Source organism: Nostoc sp., assembly GCF_036917815.1.
In the GTDB taxonomy this organism is placed as follows: Bacteria; Cyanobacteriota; Cyanobacteriia; order Cyanobacteriales; family Nostocaceae; genus Nostoc.
This window is the reverse complement of sequence record NZ_JBALEK010000082.1, coordinates 16,885-37,527: the sequence shown is the minus strand read 5'-3', so window position 1 is coordinate 37,527 and position 20,643 is coordinate 16,885. Positions and strand designations below refer to the sequence as shown.

General features: G+C 39.0%; 17 protein-coding genes. 5 read left to right on the top strand and 12 right to left on the bottom strand.

From position 1 onward, the window contains the following. The first annotated feature begins 52 nt into the window (after nt 1-52). A complete protein-coding gene (locus V7K97_RS24550; protein WP_334803597.1) occupies nt 53-1,507 on the top strand; it encodes a tetratricopeptide repeat-containing sulfotransferase family protein in 1,455 nt (484 codons plus the stop codon). 348 nt (nt 1,508-1,855) lie between these two features. Here the strand turns inward: V7K97_RS24550 and V7K97_RS24545 are convergent, their stop codons facing one another. Genes V7K97_RS24545 through V7K97_RS24535 form a run of 3 tightly spaced genes read right to left on the bottom strand, consistent with a single transcriptional unit; the run spans nt 1,856 to nt 6,265 of the window. Continuing rightward, on the bottom strand, nt 1,856-2,443 hold the full coding sequence (locus tag V7K97_RS24545) for a DUF5989 family protein (RefSeq protein ID WP_334803596.1): 588 nt from the start codon (nt 2,441-2,443) through the stop codon (nt 1,856-1,858). 19 nt (nt 2,444-2,462) lie between these two features. Continuing rightward, complete coding sequence (locus V7K97_RS24540; protein ID WP_334803595.1) at nt 2,463-4,298, bottom strand: carbamoyltransferase family protein; 1,836 nt, start codon at nt 4,296-4,298, stop codon at nt 2,463-2,465. Continuing rightward, nucleotides 4,295-6,265, bottom strand: coding sequence for an SGNH/GDSL hydrolase family protein (locus V7K97_RS24535; RefSeq protein WP_334803594.1), 1,971 nt, complete (start codon nt 6,263-6,265; stop codon nt 4,295-4,297). The genes V7K97_RS24540 and V7K97_RS24535 overlap by 4 nt, the downstream gene beginning before the upstream one ends. On the opposite strand from V7K97_RS24535, the gene V7K97_RS24530 reads away from it, so the two are divergent. From V7K97_RS24530 to V7K97_RS24515, 4 genes are all read left to right on the top strand, one after another. Continuing rightward, complete coding sequence (locus V7K97_RS24530; protein WP_334803593.1) at nt 6,259-6,516, top strand: helix-turn-helix domain-containing protein; 258 nt, start codon at nt 6,259-6,261, stop codon at nt 6,514-6,516. The two genes, V7K97_RS24535 and V7K97_RS24530, sit on opposite strands and share 7 nt — an antisense overlap. Before the next feature lie 615 nt (nt 6,517-7,131). Beyond that, the gene (mazE, locus tag V7K97_RS24525) at nt 7,132-7,371 is read left to right on the top strand and encodes a type II toxin-antitoxin system MazE family antitoxin (RefSeq protein WP_334733885.1); all 240 of its coding nucleotides are present in this window, start codon (nt 7,132-7,134) and stop codon (nt 7,369-7,371) included. Further along, on the top strand, nt 7,371-7,727 hold the full coding sequence (locus V7K97_RS24520) for a type II toxin-antitoxin system PemK/MazF family toxin (protein WP_334803592.1): 357 nt from the start codon (nt 7,371-7,373) through the stop codon (nt 7,725-7,727). The genes mazE and V7K97_RS24520 overlap by 1 nt, the downstream gene beginning before the upstream one ends. A gap of 446 nt (nt 7,728-8,173) precedes the next feature. Continuing rightward, nucleotides 8,174-10,579, top strand: coding sequence for a glycosyltransferase (locus V7K97_RS24515; protein ID WP_334803591.1), 2,406 nt, complete (start codon nt 8,174-8,176; stop codon nt 10,577-10,579). A gap of 302 nt (nt 10,580-10,881) precedes the next feature. Here the strand turns inward: V7K97_RS24515 and V7K97_RS24510 are convergent, their stop codons facing one another. The 9 genes from V7K97_RS24510 to V7K97_RS24470 form a co-directional block, all read right to left on the bottom strand. Next, a complete protein-coding gene (locus tag V7K97_RS24510) occupies nt 10,882-11,280 on the bottom strand; it encodes a hypothetical protein (RefSeq protein WP_334803590.1) in 399 nt (132 codons plus the stop codon). A gap of 634 nt (nt 11,281-11,914) precedes the next feature. Then, entirely contained in the window at nt 11,915-12,094 is a 180-nt protein-coding gene (locus tag V7K97_RS24505) for a hypothetical protein (RefSeq protein ID WP_334803589.1), read from the bottom strand. Between the two features lie 297 nt (nt 12,095-12,391). Beyond that, nucleotides 12,392-13,603 (bottom strand): sulfotransferase family protein, encoded by a 1,212-nt coding sequence (locus V7K97_RS24500; protein WP_334803588.1) that lies wholly within the window; start codon nt 13,601-13,603, stop codon nt 12,392-12,394. A gap of 25 nt (nt 13,604-13,628) precedes the next feature. Then, the gene (locus tag V7K97_RS24495; RefSeq protein ID WP_334803587.1) at nt 13,629-15,242 is read right to left on the bottom strand and encodes a tetratricopeptide repeat protein; all 1,614 of its coding nucleotides are present in this window, start codon (nt 15,240-15,242) and stop codon (nt 13,629-13,631) included. 184 nt (nt 15,243-15,426) lie between these two features. After that, entirely contained in the window at nt 15,427-15,849 is a 423-nt protein-coding gene (locus V7K97_RS24490) for a hypothetical protein (RefSeq protein WP_334803586.1), read from the bottom strand. Nucleotide 15,850: 1 nt separating this feature from the next. Then, nucleotides 15,851-17,410: a class I SAM-dependent methyltransferase gene (locus V7K97_RS24485; RefSeq protein WP_334803585.1), complete on the bottom strand. Its 1,560-nt coding sequence runs from the start codon at nt 17,408-17,410 to the stop codon at nt 15,851-15,853. A 42-nt stretch (nt 17,411-17,452) separates the two neighbouring features. Continuing rightward, nucleotides 17,453-18,766: an NAD(P)/FAD-dependent oxidoreductase gene (locus tag V7K97_RS24480; RefSeq protein WP_334803584.1), complete on the bottom strand. Its 1,314-nt coding sequence runs from the start codon at nt 18,764-18,766 to the stop codon at nt 17,453-17,455. Further along, nucleotides 18,763-19,044, bottom strand: coding sequence for an acyl carrier protein (locus tag V7K97_RS24475; RefSeq protein WP_334803583.1), 282 nt, complete (start codon nt 19,042-19,044; stop codon nt 18,763-18,765). The genes V7K97_RS24480 and V7K97_RS24475 overlap by 4 nt, the downstream gene beginning before the upstream one ends. Before the next feature lie 11 nt (nt 19,045-19,055). After that, nucleotides 19,056-20,639, bottom strand: coding sequence for an amino acid adenylation domain-containing protein (locus tag V7K97_RS24470; protein ID WP_334803582.1), 1,584 nt, complete (start codon nt 20,637-20,639; stop codon nt 19,056-19,058). Nucleotides 20,640-20,643 lie beyond the last annotated feature (4 nt).

Below are 20,643 nucleotides of genomic sequence, written 5' to 3'. Positions count from 1 at the left end.
TAGATATCATCAGTCTCAAAAACTGAGTTTAAGAAGCTAAATCAATCACACAATGGCAAACGTAATAATTATGGAGTATCAGCTAAAAAAATTAGTAAGTCATTATCGAAAAGCTCTACAGATAAAGCCTGACAACGTAGCTGTTTATGACAAAATAGCCGAACTTTATTATGAACAAGGAGAATTAGATAAAACTCTCGAAGTCTGTCAAGAAGCTTTGCAAATTCAACCAGATTTAGTATCAGTACCTAAAGTCTTAAACAAGATGCTACAAACTCTAGGTTTTGAAGGAGAAGAAATTACTGCCTTTCAAAATCTTCTCCAAACTAAATTGGATTTTGAAAGCTTTCAGATGCTGCTGTCATGTTCTGAGACCATGAAAACTACTGCTGATGCTAAGACTTGGAAGGATGCTTTTGTATTGGGATATAATTTAAAACAAAAAAAGCAATGGGATGAGGCAATTGCTGCTTATATGAAAGCGATTGAAATTGAACCATCCTTATCTTTCTCTTATTTGACATTGAATTATATAATCAACTATTGTTTTTCCCCTGAACCCAAACACTTAGAGAGAATAATCGCCTCCTATCATCAACTAATTCAAGGACGTTTAACCTCATACTACGCTTATGTAGTTTTAGGAGATATTTTAACCAAACAAGGGAAAGTAGTTGAGGCTATCCTTGCCTATAAAAGTGCCATTGATAGAACAATTTATTTGAATCAAAAAATTACAACTAAGTACATAAATTCTCCTAAAATTGATGATGTAAGCTTCTTAATCATTGGCATGGGTAAAGCTGGCACTTCTTCGCTTTACTATTATCTGTACCAACACCCTCAAATTATCCCAGCTACCGACAAAGAATTACATTTTTTTAATAAAAATTTTGACCTCGGAGTTGATTGGTATCTAGCTCATTTTCCTCCTCTTCCTGTAGGAGGAGGCTTTTTAACCGGAGAAGCAACTCCTTGGTATCTCGGTAGCTATGAAGTTGAAAAAAAAGTATTTCAGCTATTTCCCCAAATTAAGCTAATTGCTATACTACGTAACCCAGTAGATAGAGCCATTTCTCAATATTATATGAATGTTAAATTGATGAAAGAACATCGTTCTTTAGAAGTAGCGATGACATCTGAAGTGGAAATCCTGAAAGACATAGCCGATCCTACCCAAGTCATTGAGAAATACTGGCAAACAGAAAAAGGATATCTCTGGTCGGGTTTATACGTTTATTTCTTAGAAAAATGGATGACTGTTTTTCCGAGAGAACAGTTTCTAATTTTGCGAAGTGAAGACCTTTCTAGTCAAACAGATAAAACTATGAAACAGGTTTATAATTTTTTAGAAATAACTGATTACTCGCTTTCAGGATACCCCAAGGTGAATTCTGGTTCTTATTCAAAAACTAACAACGAATTACGCAAAAAATTATCTGATTTTTTTCAACCGCACAATCAGAAGTTGGAAGATTATCTAGGTATGAAATTTAATTGGGAATAATTATATTAAGTAGGTGGGCGTAAATAAAGTTAACTGGTGGGGGTCGTCATTTGTCATTGGTAAGGGTTTCAGCCATGTTTACGTTTCGTAACATAGTTTGGTTTATTCCCGCCTACCTACTTAGAGGGTGTTTGAAAAGTGGTTGGCTGTGATTTTAATCGAATTATTACCCCCCTTAATCCCCCCGATATATTGGGGGGAAACAAGAAAATCCGGTTCCCTCCCCTTTATAAGGGGAGGGTTAGGGTGGGGTGGGGTAAAAAATATTTGACACATCAATCATGACTTTTCAAACAACCTCTTAGAGAGATTATCAATATTTTGGCGATCAGCAAATTTAAACCCAAATCAGAATAAAGTATAAATAAAGGGAGCAAAAGCAGACGCTTTCACAAAGAACAGAATTAAACCTAAAACTAGCAGCAAAACTAGCACTGGAAGTAATAAGTAATGCCCGTTACGAATGAAATAGGCAACTACCCAAAATAGTTGTAGCATTAAAGGACGCTTTTTAGCCCCAAGCTGAAGCGGTTGTATATCCTCTTGACTTTCCCACTGTATCCATCCTTCAACTTGAGCCAGAAATTTATCTTGCCAAGCATAGAATGAATTATTTGTTTTTTGTCTTCTGAGCAATACTCCTATCGGTAAAATAAATAAAAAATAGCTAGCTAAAAGAATTAATATAAATATTTTTTCACCTATCTTTTCTGTCAGCTTTTGCAAGAATTTCTGGAGCAAAGAAATAGCAGAGGGAAGAATAAGACTGATTGCTATTAACCCTATTCCTATATAAAGAATGGCTTTCCATAAATTATCATGAGTGTTGATCACAAATAAATAGTGAAAACCACCAACAAGCGTCATCAACCAACCCAGAGTTAGCCCAAAAACAATCTGTTCTTTAAGTTGAGCCAGATGTTTTCGTTGCTTCAATCTTTGTAAATACGAGAATTTAGTCAAGTTCAAACCTCCTCAGCCATTGAATGCGTTCTTCATCCGAAAGAGGTTGCTGTTTTTGGGTATTCCGGTCAAAAAAGCGATCGCCAATAACCAAGTAATCAATTTCCGTTACCATAAAACAACGATAAGCATCCTCGGCTGTATTCACAATTGGTTCACTTCGGACGTTGAAGGATGTATTAACAATTACAGAACAACTAGTTAAAGCTTTAAATTGGGTTAATATCCCGTGCATAAAGGGATTGCGATCGCTATCCACAGTCTGAACACGAGCCGAGTAGTCTACATGAGTTACAGCCGGAATATCCGAACGTGGCACTTTTAGTAAATCAATGCCGAATAGACCCTCTGTTGCTGCGTGTAGCCGTCTGCTCTCTTTCACCGGATAAGCCAGCAGCATATAAGGACTTTCTTGCTGAATCTCAAAATACTCTGCTGCATCTTCTGCTAATACCATCGGTGCAAAAGGGCGAAAACTCTCACGGAACTTAATCTTTAAATTTATATGGCTTTGCATATATGGAGAGCGAGCATCGGCTAAAATTGACCTGGCTCCCAAAGCCCGCGGCCCAAATTCCATTCGTCCCCGTGCGACTGCGACAACTTTACCCTCTGCTAATTTTTGAGCAATTAATTCTTGCAGTACTTCCTCGCTATGAGTCTGCCAAACAGCTTCTAAACGCTTTAGCATTGCATCATCTAGTTCGGAAGCAGGGGAGATATTAGTACCCAAAAAAGCTCCTTGCATCGCATCAGGTTGAATGGGAGTTCTCATGTTACTTAGTTTTTGATGCCAGAACCATAAAGCTGCTCCCAATGCACCCCCAGCATCCCCAGCCGCAGGTTGAATCCATAATTGGCGAAATAGCCCCTCGCGGGATAATTTGCCCATTGCCACGACATTGAGTGCTACACCTCCCGCCAAACAGAGATTTTCCTGCTGGGTTTGTTGATGAATGTAGCGTGCGATCGCTAAAACGGCCTCGTTCAAGATAACTTGGATACTGGCGGCAATATCCATTTCCTTTTGAGTAATCAGCGACTCTGGTTGACGCGGTGAGCCGCCAAACAGTTGGTGAAAGCGATCGTTGGTCATTGTTAAACCGCCGACATAATCAAAGTAATGCTGGTTCAGAATAATCGAGCCATCAGAATTGAGGTGAATTAACTTTTCTCTGATTAAATCGGCATATTTGGGTTCTCCGTAGGGAGCTAAACCCATGAGTTTATACTCGCCGCTATTGATTTTGAATCCGGTGTAGTAAGTAAAGGCTGAATATAACAGACCAAAGGAATTAGGAAACCGAATTTCTTTTAGCAGTTGAATTTGATTTTCCCGTCCAATACCAAAAGTAGCGGTAGACCATTCGCCAACTCCATCAATTGTGAGAACAGCTGCTTCTACAAAAGGAGAGGGAAAGAACGCACTAGCAGCATGGGAAAGGTGATGATCGCAAAAGTAAATGCGTTTTTTAATCCCCATTTCTTTGGCAATTTCACTTTCTAGCCAAAGTTTTCGGGTTAGCCAGTCGGGAAATGCTTTCAAAAAACTCCGCCAACTTTTGGGAGCGGTTTGGTGATAGGTTGTGAGTAAGCGTTCAAATTTAACAACAGGATTTTCGTAAAAAACAACATAATCTAACTGATGCTCGTCGATTCCCGCAGCTTCTAGACAATAATCAATGGCATGATGGGGAAACTCTGCATCTGCTTTGATGCGGGTAAATCTTTCTTCCTGGGCTGCTGCAATGATTTTACCATCCTCGACTAAAGCCGCCGCCGAGTCATGGTAATAAGCAGAGATACCGAGAATCCGTGTTTTGCTCATGGTTGCCTCTCTGCACCTGGAATTAGGGTTAGCGTGAGTTTTCTATCATTATTTTGAAAGCTGGCTGACAGTCGAATTGTATTAGCAGATTTTGCAGATGACTGTCCCTTCAAATTCCAAACTAAGGATGTTCCTTGCTTCTCTTCAAAAGAGTAAATAGTGCCGTCGTCAAATTTGCGTTGAGAATCTACGGCTGTTATATCCAAAGATGCTGCTTTTAATCCAGTTCCTGAAAGACGAATTTCTTTAATGGCTACAGGAACTTCTAAATTTAGCTGCACAAAGGGTTTACCAATTGGCAAACGCAGCATATATTCTTCTGATTCAGGATACTTAAAGGTGTAAATTCCGCTAGAACTTGCAACTAGATTTAGGTTGTAAGGAACCCAATCGTTGATGTGAATCGCTGGCGGTTTAGCTGGAGGAGTTCGTTCACCCAGCACTTGTGGGTAATCGGCTTCGAGAATGTCTGCGGCTTGTTCTGCATAAAAATGAGTTGCGGTAGTGCCGGGATGTCCATTGGCTGGATTGATGCGCCAAGTGTAAACAGGATCTAATGTGGCATAAATAGGATCTGAGTTAAAGCCTGAATAGAATTTGAGGAAATTTTCTAAGATGTTATATACGGCTATTTTATCTGCCTTAAATAGGGGGATAACTTTACTGTATAGAGGAGTGAAGTAAGCACGGTCAGGATAACTTGGCAAAGTCATTACAAATCCAGGTATACCGCTACTGACTTGAAAATGCCCTAGTTCTTTGACTGTTTTCTTGTAAAGCTCAAAATTTTTACCTTCAAGTAATTTTAACTGCCATTGACTATATTCATAGCCAAATCTTTTTTCATCCATTGTTCCTGCAACTTTTCGAGAACGAGCCTCGAACAGAAGTGTATTTAATCTGGGAAAAACACCTTTATCTCTTAAGGTTTTAATCAACCTTATTATTGGGTCTTGATTAACGAACTTATAATTAAATTGCTCAATAACCCCTTCATCGGGATCGTTCGTTACATAACCCCAAATAATTAAGTTTGGTTTATAAACAGGAACGAGATTACGTGCTTGCTCTAACTCTTGGTGGGTTGAAGCGCCACTCAATCCAGCCGCAATTACCTCTACTTGCTCGTAGCCTCTACGAGTTAATTCTCGCTGTAATTGCCGCCACCAAATATCATTCATATTACTATAGCCACTACCCCAAACAAAGGAATCTCCCATTACGAGGATACGTTTAGGCTTCGCAGCTAACTGACTAACAGGAAATCCCTTTGATCGCCAAATCCACTCTCCTTGTGCTGGATTCCTGACAATACCGGATGTTAGGATTTTTTCTTTGTTATTGCGATTAATGCGATCGTTTTCCTGTTGCCATGCTGGGGGGGATAGTTGTGGAAGTTGCTGTCTTGATTGGGTTCTAGCTTGAGTGACAGAGGTTGCCAGCAAAGACATAGAGGCAACCTGATATTTTTGCGTTGATCCCAATCGAATTATTTTGCTCTTTTCTATGTAGTCAAGATAACCTTCTATTAAACAAAGACCGCTTACTAAGACTATTAAGGAAATCAGAAAGTATTTGAGGGCTTTGTATGGTACGATTAGCGTCTGTTTATTTGCAATTTTAAGTTTGATTATCGATCTGGGCGGCTGATGCTTATCGAACCATTGCCAGCTAATAAATTGAGGATTTTGTCGCTGGATATTTACGATACTGATAAATAAAATTGTTAACCCTAAAAAACTGATAGCTGTAGCAGCTAAAGCGCAACTAAATTGATTCCAAAAGTAGAAGGGTAAAATAAACTCTCCATTCGCTTCAGGTTGAATTTTTAAATTCCCAATTTGAATGGAGTCAATTTTCACTTGATCGGAATTAGCAGCATCTGGAACAAACTTGAGTCGTTCCACGCGATCGCGCCCAAAAAATTGAAGCGCGGGCAGCCGAGCTAATCGCGGAACATATGACACTTCGGGATGTAAGAAAAGCAAGGGAACTTACTCAAGAGCGGATGGCAGAATTATTAGGGATTCGCCAAGATAGTATCTCAAAGCTGGAAAAACGTACCGACCTTCTGCTTTCAACTCTCCGTAGTTACTTAAATGCAATGGGTGGTTCGCTTCAACTAATTGTGGAATTTCCCGATCGACCACCTGTTGTAATTACTGGACTTGCAGAACTCGATGAGAAAGAAGAAAAAGCAAAATATCGCCAGGTGTAGGGGCACGGCAGTGCCACTACGTGTCAACTTAAGCTCAAATGCTTACCCGACATGCGTTTTACCCCCCTTAATCCCCCCGATGTCTTGGGGGGAAACCGGAAAATCTAGTTCCCTCACACCACATGCTTCTCCCTTGGCGCTAGCCTCTCCCAATGTGAGAAGGGGAGACGCTGCGCGAACAAGTCGGGCGTTGCCCCAATACGGTTCGGATAAGGTTTTTTGATGACAAGCCTGATTATTAGACATCTCCAGAAATTAAATATGCTTTACCCATAACCCTTGTAGAGACGTAGCAGTGCTACGTCTCTACATTGTTTTTCGGAGATGTCTATTGTAGAGACGGCGATTTATCGCGTCTCTTGCCTTAACCGAACCGTATTGGGCGTTGCCCGCCCAACGCAGTGGCTCCCCAATGCATCGGGAGGATTAGGGTGGGGTAACGCGTTGAGTGATGGTAAGCCAGAGAACTGAATATCACGTTTTGACAAGGGTTTCACGTTAAGTTGACACCTTATGGGCAGTGCCGTGCCCCTACGGGTATACTCACCCTTGTCGGGAAACCCTTTGGTATGATAAAATAGTAAGATTAAATAGTAAGACTAAGGAAACAGATCTTTGGCTAAGAAAGTAACAATCACACTGGATGAAGATATTTTGGCTTTTATAGATAAGCGAGGTGCTAATAATGGAGAAACTCCTAATCGTAGTGGGTACATCAACGATGTCTTGAGTCAGCATCGTCGTACAATCTTAGAAGCAGAGATGATTGCAGCGCTTCAAGAAGACGCTAATAACCCAGAGTATCAGGAAGAAATCGCACTTTGGGATTGTGTCGCTGGGGATGGAATTGAATAATGCCTAAAGGTAACTTAACTTATCGACGTGGAGAAATACGCTTTTGTAAACTTGACCCAACAGTCGGTACAGAATTGCGAAAGACACGCTCTTGCCTAGTTGTTCAGAACGATATAATGAACCAGCACGGTTTGTTAACAGTTGTAATGCCATTCAGACCAGGAAGTAAAAATGCTCCTTATGTTGTTAATGTTGTAGCATCTGCTATGAATGGTTTAGATCAAGACCGTTACATTGATGTTGGACAAATTCGCAGTATTGATAATAGCCGAGTTCTCGGATTAGTAGGAGTGTTGGAAGAAGAATATTGGCAATCGATTCGGACAGCATTGAATATAGTACTTGAATTTTCTTGACAAATCACTCTTTATATTACACATAATATTTGATATGTAAAAAAATATTAATAATTTTGTTAAAAACCTTGACAAGTGTTAAAGGATGTTTGAAAAGTCATGATTGATGTATCAAATGAGAGCATCCCAAATGTGCAAAAACCTTGATAGGCCTCATCCCCTAACCCCGAATCCCATGTTTGGGATTCGGGGAACTAGAGTTATGTCTCCCCTCTCCCAAACATGGGAGAGGGGCTGGGGGTGAGGGAAAATATTTAAGCAAAATTGGGATACTCCCTATCAAATATTTTTTACCCCACCCTAACCCTCCCCGTATGTATTGGGGAGGGAACTAGATTTCTTGTTTTCCCCCAAGACATCGGAATGCTGTCAGCTATCACGAATTTGAGATAGTACTAGGTTCTAACTTAAAAGATTTGTTAATTGCAGATGGAGATGCGGAAGAAATGAGAAGCTTGTATCCTATTTCAAATGAAGAGAAACTTTTACAGCAGTACTTTAGCGAAGCTAATGTGAATCAACCTTTGGCATTCACTAATAAAATCCTCAATCTAATTTTTCAAAAGGAAATGCTGCAAAATCATCATACTAACAACTTTGAAGTCAGCTTCAAACAGATAATAAAAGACAAATTGCCCCCGGCAGTTAAACGAATAGCATTACTTGTCACAACCGAATACGAAGGTATTTTTAGGAATGGTGGAATTGGCACTTACTACCGCACTCTTGGTGAGAAATTAGCAGCAGAAGACTTTTATGTTGTGCTACTGCTTTGCCAAAGTCAAGAGAAGTTTGCTGGAGAGTCAACTATTCCCGCAGTGAAACATATCTTTTCGACGAGTGAATGTATGGATGTACTAGAATTACAGCCGACTCACTTGGCAATTTTATCTCAGTTGCAGCATGGAGAATGGGTAGACTACGAGAGCTATTGTGCGCTATTTTTTGCTCAAGCGCTCGCTACTACATTTCCTCACACCTATATTTACATTGAATTTCCCGAAATGCTGGGATTGGGATACCGCACAGTTCAAGCCAAGCGAACAGGCATTTTAGGAGAAAATTGTGTGGTGGCGGTGACTTTGCATAGTGGGCAGGAGTGGCTGCAAGAAGCTCATGCAAGGTACACACATTCTCATCCTGACTGGTTTTGGCAAACGAGCCATTATGAGCAGTATTCCTTTGAACAGGCAGATTTAGCATTCTTTCTGTCACATTTTCTTAAAGAGAAAGTAGAGAAGTATGGCTGGAAAACATCTCATGCAAAGCATTTACCTTATTGTTTTTCAGTTATTGAACAACCGTTGCAAACAATTACGCTGAGAAATGATTTGCAACGAATTGTTGATGAAGATAAAATTCCGCTTGTATTTTTTGGACGATTAGAGGAGAGAAAAGGACTTTTTACCTTCCTAGAAGCAATCAAACTACTAGAAAGCAATGTTATTGAAAAAGTTCATATCATCTTTCTAGGTAAGAACGTTGAGCTGCAAGCAGAGGGTTTACAAGGTTTAGATAGCCAGCAATATATTAAACAAAAGTTAGGCTCTAATTGTTGTTACACCATTGTGACTGATTTGTTCAGTCAAGAAGCGATTCAGTTGGTTAATTTGTTGCGTTGTGCGATTGTTTGCCTCACCAGTAGTCAAGAGAACTTTCCCCATACAGCGTTAGAAACGGGACAGTTACCTGTTAGTTTAATCGTTGCCGATACAGGTGGATTTCGAGAAACTCTCAATCTCATTGAACGCACGGATGGTGTGCGCTGGTTCATCCCGGAAGATGTGCTATCTCTTGCACAAGCGATGATTGAAGCTATCTCAGCCTACCCTGAGAAACTCGGTGTACCGATGAGAGAGTTTCTCCATGTTGTGAATCAACGTCTGCTGAATCAAAGATTTGAATACATGAAGCAAGCTTTTTATCAAATAGCTACATCACCCGCAAGTCATCTAGATAAAAGTGAACCCAGGCGATGGATACTGGGTATGACCCATTTAACAGAGCAACTCTTTTTAGAGAACTATGCCCAAAATGAGTATTCAGGTAGAGGAGAAATTGTAGAACTTGGTTGCTGGTTGGGTTCATCAAGCATTTCCTTAGCATTGGGACTTGAGGCTAATTCCTGTGTAAATAACAAAAACCAACGCATTCATGCTTACGATATTTTTGTCTGGTTTTCACTGGGTGGAATGCAGCAAAATCTCATCGGCACTTCGTTAGAAGGAAAGTACAAAGATGGAGATAGTTTTCTAGATGAATACCTGGAGCGAATTAATCCTTGGAGTCATCTCATTCATGTCCATCCTGGGGATCTTGCAGAAATTGGCTGGCAACAAGGTGAAATTGAGTGTCTTTTTATTGATGCGATGAAATCCTGGGAATTAACAAATAGTATTGTAAAAAATTTCTTTCCTTATCTGATTCCAGAAGTATCTCTGGTAATCCACCAAGACTTTGCTCATTACTATACTTCTTGGATTCATCTAATTATGTATCGCTTGCGAGAGTATCTAGTGCCGATTGAGCATCCCTTCATTTATTCCTCTAGAGCTTTTCGCTATGTCAAGCTGATTCCCAACGAGGTGTTACAAAATTCATATTCATTTGATAGTTTTTCGGAAACTGAAGTTGAAGCAGCTTTTAGTTATTCATTAGACATTACACCAAAGAAAATGCAGCCGAATATTCTGGCAGCTAAAGTTATGTACTTTATTCATATCAGAAATTTTGAAAAAGCCAAGTTGGAGTTTAAAAAATCGATATTACAGCTTGATGATTTTGAATGGTTAGAGTTGGCTGATGTTCAAAGACATGCTAAGATGCACTACTCAATTGACCTACTCAGTTAAAGCAAAATTAATTACACAGATGTTTTATTTTCAATTAGCTGCGGTACAGTAAGTGAGAAAAATTCAATGTATATGAAGAAAAATAAATTAGCTGTAGGGTGTGTTATGCCTTATAGCAACGCACCTGAGATTGTTGACGGTGCGGCGCTTGGCGACAACACACCCGACATTAAAATTCCTTAACATAGCTGGAAATATTAGCACCGACTTACTTATGCACAATCCTCACTTGTTCCTCATCAAATACCAAGAGTTTAAGAAAGCAAACGTTTGATGATTAGCTGTCCTAGTAGTCTGTGTCATTAGTTCTGAAGGGTTATAAAAGTTCGTGCATCAGGTGGTAACTCACTCGATGGATAATCTAGAATGGATGTCCGGTCTACTTTTATACTCTGATTTTTGCTACTTTTAGTATGTTTTTTTGGAGTGTGTCGTTCTTTCTCGGATGAATGATTGCTCTTGAACCCTTTAGACTTATTGCTCTTGATCTCTGGTTTACCCTGTTCACCTTTGAGACGATTGTTTTCGTCCCGTAGTTTTTGGTTTTCTTCACGTAGTTCTTTAATCTCTAATTGTTGCTGCTCTATGACGTTTAGCAGAACAGTTAATGTCTGGCGCAATGATTGATCTGCAAACTTTGATGGGTCGATGGTTTGCAACAATTCTTCTACTTGTTTTTCTGGAGATTGCTTTTGCGCCATGTGATTTATTCTACGATGCTATGTGCATCTATTTACTTTTTCTTTTTTGCACTACCCCGATTTATTGAGCGGATACACAAACCCTTCATAACTAATGACATGAACTACTAGTAGTCTATCAAGCCAACTATGCTGGGTGAGACACTTCTGAAACATCTCTTTTCTTCTCTCTCTGTGCCCTCTGCGCCTCTGTGGTTCGTTTATTTACCCTTCAAACTTCGCTTGATAGACTACTAGTTTTTCTGAAAAAATAGTTTCAGTTTATAGTTCCTATTTTAGTTTCCTATAGGGTTTGATTTCATCGATGGCGATGTGCGATCGCCTCCTATCAAAAATCACACAGGCGAATGTCATCCCCTGGTTTGGAGGGATGACATTTGATTCGACAGGTGAAAACCTGTCGAACTAGTTTATTGAGTCAAAACTTGACGGATTAAAGTATAAATTTATACATATTGAATATAAAATCAAAGATTTTTGTTAATAATTATCCAGTTTTAAGGAGAATAAATTATGTTTAATTCGAGTAATATAGCAGTCCTAAATTCTTCGTAAACAACAAGATCCCCGACTTCTTAAATAAGTCGGGGATCTAAGCCTCTAGATTTTTACAAGTATTCATCAGGATATGATATTACTCCCAATGAAACTTCATACCCAAAAATTCCTCAAGTTGCTGGTTATAAGGACGGAAAAAGTCTAACAACTGGTGCCGTAATTTATCATGAATTGGAGGATATGAGCCAGGATTATAATTGGGATATTTAGGCATCTGGTAATCTGGTAGATTCAGAAAACTATAAACCTCTTTCATCGTTGCTGATGGATCATCAAATAAATCCTCGCTTTTGAGAATTAAAAACTACTCTCTCGGAAAAATAGTCATCCATTCTTTGAGATAATAAATATATAAACTGGTTACGCTTCGCGGTAACACACCCTACAATAGTTTTATATTAATAGGACTTACGCAAGACATCTTCTGAGTAAAGCATTGCCTAGCTGCAAAAGAATTTGACCATTATCTGGCTTAATTGTCAATGCCTGATGCTAAAGTTGGATTTCGAGTGATTTTCTACGAGACGGTAGGGGAACGCACGATAAGTTAATTTTACTCCCAATTAAATTTTCTGCCTAAGTAGTGTTCTAATTCTCGATTATAGGGTTGAAAAAATTCTGCTAACTGGTATCGTAAAGCATCAGGAACAGAATGATAAGACCCCGGATTGTAGTTACGATACTCAGTCAGTTGATAGTCTGGCAAGTTCAAAAAACGATGAACTTGCTTCATTGTAGATGATGGGTTACTATAAAAATCTTCACTTTTGAGAATTAAAAGCTGTTCCTTTGGAAAAACATTCATCCATTTTTTGATAAAATAAATATACACGCTCGGTATTGTATGTATTAATGAAATTTCTTCAAGTAAAGAGTCCTTGCTAAATTTTTTATTTTGGACGCTTAATGAATCAAAGTCTGGTCTTTCTTCCAGACGCTCAATACTAAATTTAAAAGTTTGTTCTAAAGAATTTTGTCCAATCCCTAAACGATTGAAAAGGTAAAAGGATGAAATTGCTCTATCAACAGGATTTCTGAGTAAAAAAATTAACTTAATATTGGGAAATAATTGAAAGATTTGTTGAGGATTTGCCCGACATAAATATGAGGGAGTTGCTTCGCCAGTTAAGTAATTATTATCTTGAATTGCCGGAAAATGGGCATAGTAATAATCCAGTCCTCGATCAAAAAAGTGAGAAAAAAAATTAATTTCTTTTTCAACAGCAGTAAGAACTTGAGGATGAGAAGTTAAATAACCGTAAATCGAAGTTGTTCCACACCTGGGTAAACCACAAATGATAAAATCTGGCTTTCGTGATTTTTGAGAATTCCAATGCTGTTTAGCAAGTTCTGGATGAGATGCCAATATCTGTTGATAACTCAAAGTTTTGTAACAAGCAATTGCTTCTTTTACTTTTCCTTGTTGAATCAGTAAAATACCCAATAAATATTGAGCGAATAAAAAAATTGGCTGATTTTTAATAGTTTGCTTGAGCAAATCAATTCCGAGTTGCAGATAATCAGGCTTGATTGATTGGTTAAATATATTTGAACAAAATAGAACGATACTTAAATCATAGTAATATAAATGACAAGTGGGATTAGATTGAATTGCTTTTAAGTAATAATCAAAAGCTCGGTTAAATTCAACTACATACTGATATTGTTTGCCAATTTTGTAGAAAGTTGTAGGATTGTCAGGCTTGATCAGTAGAGCCTTTTGATAGTGCGCGATTAAATTTTTTGTTTGCTTTTCTGGTAACATAAATAACCTTCCTTCTTAACTCATGTCAATTCAAAAATCCTCGCTTGCAGTTGCAAAACCTACGGTAACAGACACTTGCTTCGTTAATTTGACCGCGTTCTGCTAGTATATCTCCTAAGTATTTGTGCGACCAAGCGTAATCTGGATTTAGTTCGATCACATGTCGATAAGAAGCGATCGCTTCATCCCATTTCTGATCTTTTTCTAAAGTCTTTCCTAGCTCCAAGTGTATTTCAAAGTTGTCTGGGTGGAATTGAAGTGCGGTTTGATAAGTGGCGATCGCATCACAAAAGCGATTTTGTCGAACTAAAGCATTGCCTAACTGCAAATGGATTTGTGCATCATCTTGCTTAATTGTCAATGCCTGATGGTAAAGTTGGATATTATCGGGGTTAGAAGCGATGCGAGAGCGATAATAGCTCATTACTCCCTCTACTCCCTGAGTTTGTTGGAGATATGACTTTAGTTGTACCAATTCAGTTTGAGAGGTATGTAGCTGAGATTGAGATTGCTGTAGCTGAGTTTGCAACTGCTCAATTTGTATCTGAGTTTGTATCTGAACTTGTTGCAGACTTTCCCGATACTGCCCTATATCTGCTTTTGCTTGCAGGGTTTCAAGTTGTTGTGCTTCTAATTCTTGGTTTTTCTGGTCAAGTTGTGCTTGGAGGCTTTCCAACAAGGTCTGAGTCTGGTGCTTTTGGGGTGGCAATTTCTTATGTCGAGATGAGTCACTTGCAGGCTGAGTAGGAACCTTGAAAATATCTAATTCCTCTAGAATTCTATAAACTTCTTGACCGATTGGTTGATAAAGCTCTACAGGAAAATGGGCAAAATCGACCATATTTTTAGTTCTGGTTTGCTTTAAAACTTTATCTATATCAACGATCCAAAAGTTTAATTTTCTCGATAGTTCGACCAAAGCAAAGTTAAATTCTCGCCTTCGCAAGGTTTCAGGACGCTTAACAAACTGATAGTTATGGTTGATATTCCCAGGTTCAATAGTTAAAGTATTAAACACTAAAATATGAGCATTAGTAACTCCCTGAATCTGACTGATTAACTCAGTAAAACTTTCAATAAAAGCTTCTACCGTCATTCGCCCTAAACTGACAAAATGCTTCCGAAACCAATTGGCAGAAGATAAATCTCTTAACATCAAATCTATACGTTGATTGTTCCACCAACCGCTCGGATCGATTAGAAAGCCATGTTCCCGATGTTGATAAACCACTCTCGCCACGTCAGCAGCAATTGATAAAATCACTACTTGTTTAGGAAACTCTTCAAATCCATTACTATTAGAAGCCAAAAAATTTGACTTGAATAGTTGATTTTCAAAAAAATTACCGGGAAGATAAAATTTCTCCAAGACAGGGGCTAATAAATCTTGAGGATGATTTTTTAGACTTTGTAGCAGAATATCCGATCTAGATTTCTCAATCTGCCCTTCTTTGAGAATGCAGCAAGTTCCCTTCAATATAGGTTTAATTAAAGGAACACAGGAAAACGCCGATGGAAGATCACAACCCCCCATTATATAGATACCAATTTTATTTTCTCGTTGTGAATCCGACCAAAAAATAATATGGTTAGAATCCATATATTCTCCAGTCGCATTTCTCTCAATGTTTGTTTCCATAATAAATTTTATAATTAGTTACTAGCAGATATAATTAAACACAATTGAAGAAGAATACAGAATTCAGAATCAATCAATGGGGGATTCAAACCCGCCACTGATAGCGCTGCGCTATCCGCCAATCGTACAGAAAACATTGCTGAATTCTGACGACTGACTCCTGAATTCTGTTCGATAAAAGGAATTATACATAAATACCAGGATATGATATTATATTAGCTACAACTCGAAATGTACTAGCTTCTTCCAATTTAGATTCATTAATTTCTTCATTCATATCAGTAGTTATTATGGCTAATAATAGTCCTATTTCCTGATAAACAAACTCTTGTGCATAAATGCACCGTAAAAAACCCGTATCAGCAGAACACACACGGACGAGCATATCCAGTTTGTGAATTTTATCTGATGTCTTTTCCGGTTCTGCCAAGCTTGCAAGCACACTTTCAGGTGTCTCGAAAACAAGATTATTTTTCTCTTCTTCTACTTTGACTTCAAAGATATCATCTCCATAGTCGATTTTATCTCCTACTTCCTTGTACCACTGAATAAAAATTCCTCCTTCAGTGCCTTTGTTGATATAGGGCATGAGCAATTTAAACAACATTTTAATCTCTCCTGCGTCCGATTTGCTTAAGTAAGGGGCGATTCTCAAAAAAACCTACGTCTGTTATAACTCGTAAAAATTCTTGGCAAATAACCTGATAAGCTTCAAGTGAATAATCTAATGCTTTGGTAACGTGCTGCGCTGCACCCAATTCTGCTAACAGCAATTCAACATCAATAATGGAAATTCCTTCTTGCATGGAGAGCTTGAGCAAAGCCAAATTTAGCTTTTGAATTCTCAGGCGCAAGGTTTCACCAATTTTATGATAATTAGTAGTGCGATCGCTCGGATCGAAGTCGCAACAGTTATAACAGATAATATACGCACCTGTTGTTTCTTTCAGTAGTTGAACGATCTGACTAAAATTAGCTTGAGATTGCTCCGCAGACAGAAAAGCAGTGGGAGAAAAATACTGTTGAAACTCCAGTTTTTCAGTTTCAGACCAACGTTGTTCCCAATCTTCAGGAATATCAATCAGATATCCCGTTTCGTGATGTTTCCACAGGTCTTTGGTAATTTCCGCCTGGGTAGAAAAGACGATAATATCGATATCTGCTGCTAGCAAAAAACTAGGAGATTGTCCCGTTAACAAAGTTTCTAGCTGCTTCTTAGGTGGGAAGCTATCTAATTGTTCGGAAGTGTGCAATTCATTTGGGAAGGGAATTTCCCCCAACTGTTGCAACCAAAGGTCGGAACGTCCACCGGATTCGTAGATAATTTCAATTTGAAAAGCGCAATTATACTTTTCATTGATTAAATCTTGTAAACCTTTTTCTAGCTTTCTGCCTCCTTTTGTTGTTGGAAGTAGAGAATCCATAACATCGCGATCGCCCTTGACCAAAATACGAATAGTTGGTTTACCGTCCATCTCGATCTGTTGCCTCGATGTTTTTATACTTTCCTGCTGGTCTTCCTTTCGGATCATCCAAACTGCCAATGCTGGTACTAGTTGGTCAGGGGATCTTCGCTCGATAACAGTTGTTTTTATTTCAGTAATCTCAAAGAATGGTGTAAAGGTAGCTTTTATGTAGGCGATCGCTTCCTTCCGGAACCTTTCCTCTTCCTCGAATTCTAGTCTAGAACCTCTAGTCGTAGCGTATAGGAGTAGAAACTTTGCGTTGGGGATGCACCAGGAAGCAACTGTTTTCACATAGTCTGAGGAAACGGCTTGAGAAATATTGTGAAAACAGCCCCGGTCAATTAGGCAATTAAATCGAGGTGAAGTCAAATGTTGGCGACAAATATCAACTATTTTGAAGTCTAGCTTGCCCTGAATTTCACCATGTGCCAACTTTGCCTTTTCTATAGCAGCTTCGGAATAATCAATCCCTAAGACTTTAAAGCCCTGTTGGGCAAGCCAAGCCGCTATTTCACCCGTACCACAACCAATATCTAGTACTGATGCTCTCGGTGAAAACCAGCCGCTATCAACTGCGTCTTGAACTTCTGGGGGAATTTTACTAATTCTCCAAGTAGGTGAAAATTCTACATTTGACCAGTTGGTTTCCCACCATCTTTTTCTCTCTTTGTATTCTTCTAAATGATGCTGTTGAACATTCATACAAATATCAATTCAGGAATTAGCTTGTTAATCTAATATTTCTCAGATCATTTCTTCAATAACCCTGAATTTATTAGAATTAATTTCTCTTCCGTTCAGCTTGGAGGCAATCGCCTGAAAGTTCTCAGGTCTGGTCGTCATTGTAGACCAGGTTGCCATCAATTCTTGTTCTAAAGCCCTTTCCATTTGAATCGTGGTTTTTGCCAGATCGCAGGCGCGATCGCTTGACTGATAGTGGGGAAGTGCTAAAGAACGAGCCACTTCTAACCTTCCTTGAAGCTGGCTGCTAAACAGTGCTTGATTATGAACCAAAGAACTAGGATTTTTGAAACTGCGGTCAATCGCCCAAGTCGCAGTGTAAGCAGAATACATTCCTAAAACAATGCCGATCGAGAAAATCGGATCTATAAATCCAGCAGCATCACCAATCAGGAAAAATCCCGGACCCGCTAACTGAGTGGAGCGATAGGAATAATCCTGAATTTTAGCAAAACTGCCTTCGCAGAATTGGGCATTTGCTAACAGGTCTTCTAGAATCGGTATTTCATAACACTTTTGCCTAAAATAAGACTCCCAAGAACCACCGTTCAATTGAACGTTTTTCATAAATTCCAGAGGAAGAACTAAACCTACACTGGTACTTTCTCTCAGAGGAATATGCCAAGACCATCCCCAATTTCCCGTCTCAGCAAAAGAACAAATAAATGTAGTTGGCAAAATTGTTCGCAAATTTTCCACCGAATGAGCTTTGCCATCAAGACCAATATACTTCGAGTTCTTAAAGTATCCCCACAAACTCATAAACCGAAAATCTGCGTCAATAGTGCGGATGCCCAATTGTTTCGCTATAACAGCATTTTGTCCGCTTGCATCAATAATAAACCGACAGGTTATCTTACCTAAAGTTTTGTCTTTGAGCAGACGGTAGGTGAGGCTTTGTTCTTGTTGTCCATCTTGCAAATCAACTGACAAAATCGACACTTCTTCAAAAACTTGTACTCCCTTATTTTTGGCATTTTCCAGTAATATTAAATCAAATCTGTCTCTCTCAACGTGCAATGCTTGGCGTGAGTAACCAAAATCCTTAAAGTCAATTTGCCGAATTAAGCCATTCCAAAAGGTTGTACCCCCTGCTTTCTGAATAAATCCTTCAGCAGCTATTTTGTCGCTTACTCGAGCTAAGTCAGCATACTTCCAAAATTGAGGAATAGTATTTTCTCCTATATGTTGGCGAGGGTACTTGCACCGTTCTAACAAAACTACATCGTATCCTTTTTGGCTTAGAAACGTGGCAGCCATGCTCCCAGCCGGTCCACCACCAATTACTACTACATCACAGCATTGAGGTATATTCATGTTTCGAGACTCCCCAGTTTTGACATCACTAACGACTTAACAGTATCGATAGTCTCAAAATTATCCAACATCACTTCATCTGGATTTATCTTGATATTAAACTGTTCTTCCATAAAACTAATCAATACAAATATTCCTAAAGAATCAATAATTTCTTCATCAATCAAAAGTGACTGATTATCTAAAACTACTTCTGGCTTATTGTACATAAATTCTTTAGATATCTGGCGTTTGAGGATTGCTTCTACCTCTTTTTCTGTATATTGTTGTGTTGGCATATCCTTAACTTTTAAAGTAATTGAAGATTGACTTTTCCAGTGGACGTTTTTGGCAAAGATGCCCGAAACTCTATAACAGCAGGAACCATATACTTAGGTAAATAGTTTGAGCAGAAACTCGCTAAATCCTGCTTTTGTACAATATCATAGGGAACCACAATAGCTTTGATGATATGACCAATTTGCTCATCAGGAATAGCTACGACTGCTACCTCTGCTACTTGTGGATGCTTGTATAATGTCGTCTCTATTTCCCCTAAATCGATGCGATAACCACGACTTTTAATTGTGCGATCGCGACGGCCTAAAAAAATGTAATCTCCATCTGGTTCTTGCCTGACTAAATCGCCAGTTCTGTAAACAAAGTTCTCCTTTTGATCTGCTGTTGCTGACTGAGAAGGCATATCGCACGAACGGAATAAAAAAACCTCCTTAGTCAAATCTAACCGCCCCCAGTAACCATGCATTAGCGATCGCCCACGCACGTAAAGTTCTCCCACTTCCCCAATTGTTGCTATTTCTCCCCTGTCATTAACAGCAAACACTTCATTCCCTGCACAGGCTTTACCAATAGGTAAGGCTGTGCTAGATTCATCCGGAATCTTCTCAACTGGATAATAAGTACAAACGTTCGTTTCTGTAGGGCCGTAAAGGTTATAATATGTTGCCTGTGGTATGCATTCCATCAGTTGTCGCAAATATTTAACCGGAAAAACCTCACCTGCAAATAAAATAGCTCGTAAATTAGAGAAGTCACATCTTGGTAAATTTCCATGCAAAACCAACTGGATAAGAGCAGAAGGAACTGAGTACCAAATCGTGATTTGTTGTTGGGCAAGAAATCTCGCTAAGTCAAGCGGAAAAACTGTTAATTTTTCAGGAACGATAATGACAGTACCGCCAGCTTTGAGTGTGGTAAAAATATCGAAAACTGATAAATCAAAGTGCAGAGGAGCGTGATTAGAAACGCGATCGCTATCACGCACCTGAAAACATTCACTAGACCAATTAACAAAGTTCAACGCTGCCCCATGACTAATCGTTACTCCTTTTGGAGTACCAGTTGAGCCGGAAGTGTATAAAATATACGCTATATCAATTTCACTTACTTCGTTGACAGGTAAAGAAGATAAAGGTGCTTGCAATACATCCTGCCAACTGATAAGTGTTTCGATTGTTCCTGAAATCTGGAAGGTATCTTCACCGACAATAATTGCTTGTCGAATTAGAGTGAATTTTGGTAATACCTGCTCTAAACTGAGAATTTTTTTAGCAGTAGATATCAACACCTCGATCTGGCAATCCTGAATAATAGATGCAACGCGCCGAACGGGAGCAGATGGATCAAGAGGAACGTATACAGCACCGGCTTTGAGAATGCCGAAAATTGCCGCTACCGCTTCAATCGATTTGTTGAGATAGATACCGATGCGATCGCCTTTTTCAACACCAGAACGCTTGAGAACCCAGGCTAACTGGCTCGAAACTGCGTCTAGATCCTGGTATGTTATGGCGCTGTTTTTATAGATAACCGCTGCTTTATCTGGGTATTTTTCGGCACTGATTTCTAAAAGCTGCTGTCGGAGATGTGACACAGTA

Coding starts and splice junctions, on each gene's coding strand:
- V7K97_RS24550 (WP_334803597.1), top strand. CDS start 53: ATGGCAAACGTAATAATTATGGAGTATCAGCTAAAAAAATTAGTAAGT.
- V7K97_RS24540 (WP_334803595.1), bottom strand. CDS start 4,298: ATGAGCAAAACACGGATTCTCGGTATCTCTGCTTATTACCATGACTCG.
- V7K97_RS24530 (WP_334803593.1), top strand. CDS start 6,259: ATGACACTTCGGGATGTAAGAAAAGCAAGGGAACTTACTCAAGAGCGG.
- V7K97_RS24520 (WP_334803592.1), top strand. CDS start 7,371: ATGCCTAAAGGTAACTTAACTTATCGACGTGGAGAAATACGCTTTTGT.
- V7K97_RS24515 (WP_334803591.1), top strand. CDS start 8,174: ATGAGAAGCTTGTATCCTATTTCAAATGAAGAGAAACTTTTACAGCAG.
- V7K97_RS24510 (WP_334803590.1), bottom strand. CDS start 11,280: ATGGCGCAAAAGCAATCTCCAGAAAAACAAGTAGAAGAATTGTTGCAA.
- V7K97_RS24505 (WP_334803589.1), bottom strand. CDS start 12,094: ATGAAAGAGGTTTATAGTTTTCTGAATCTACCAGATTACCAGATGCCT.
- V7K97_RS24500 (WP_334803588.1), bottom strand. CDS start 13,603: ATGTTACCAGAAAAGCAAACAAAAAATTTAATCGCGCACTATCAAAAG.
- V7K97_RS24495 (WP_334803587.1), bottom strand. CDS start 15,242: ATGGAAACAAACATTGAGAGAAATGCGACTGGAGAATATATGGATTCT.
- V7K97_RS24490 (WP_334803586.1), bottom strand. CDS start 15,849: ATGTTGTTTAAATTGCTCATGCCCTATATCAACAAAGGCACTGAAGGA.
- V7K97_RS24485 (WP_334803585.1), bottom strand. CDS start 17,410: ATGAATGTTCAACAGCATCATTTAGAAGAATACAAAGAGAGAAAAAGA.
- V7K97_RS24480 (WP_334803584.1), bottom strand. CDS start 18,766: ATGAATATACCTCAATGCTGTGATGTAGTAGTAATTGGTGGTGGACCG.
- V7K97_RS24475 (WP_334803583.1), bottom strand. CDS start 19,044: ATGCCAACACAACAATATACAGAAAAAGAGGTAGAAGCAATCCTCAAA.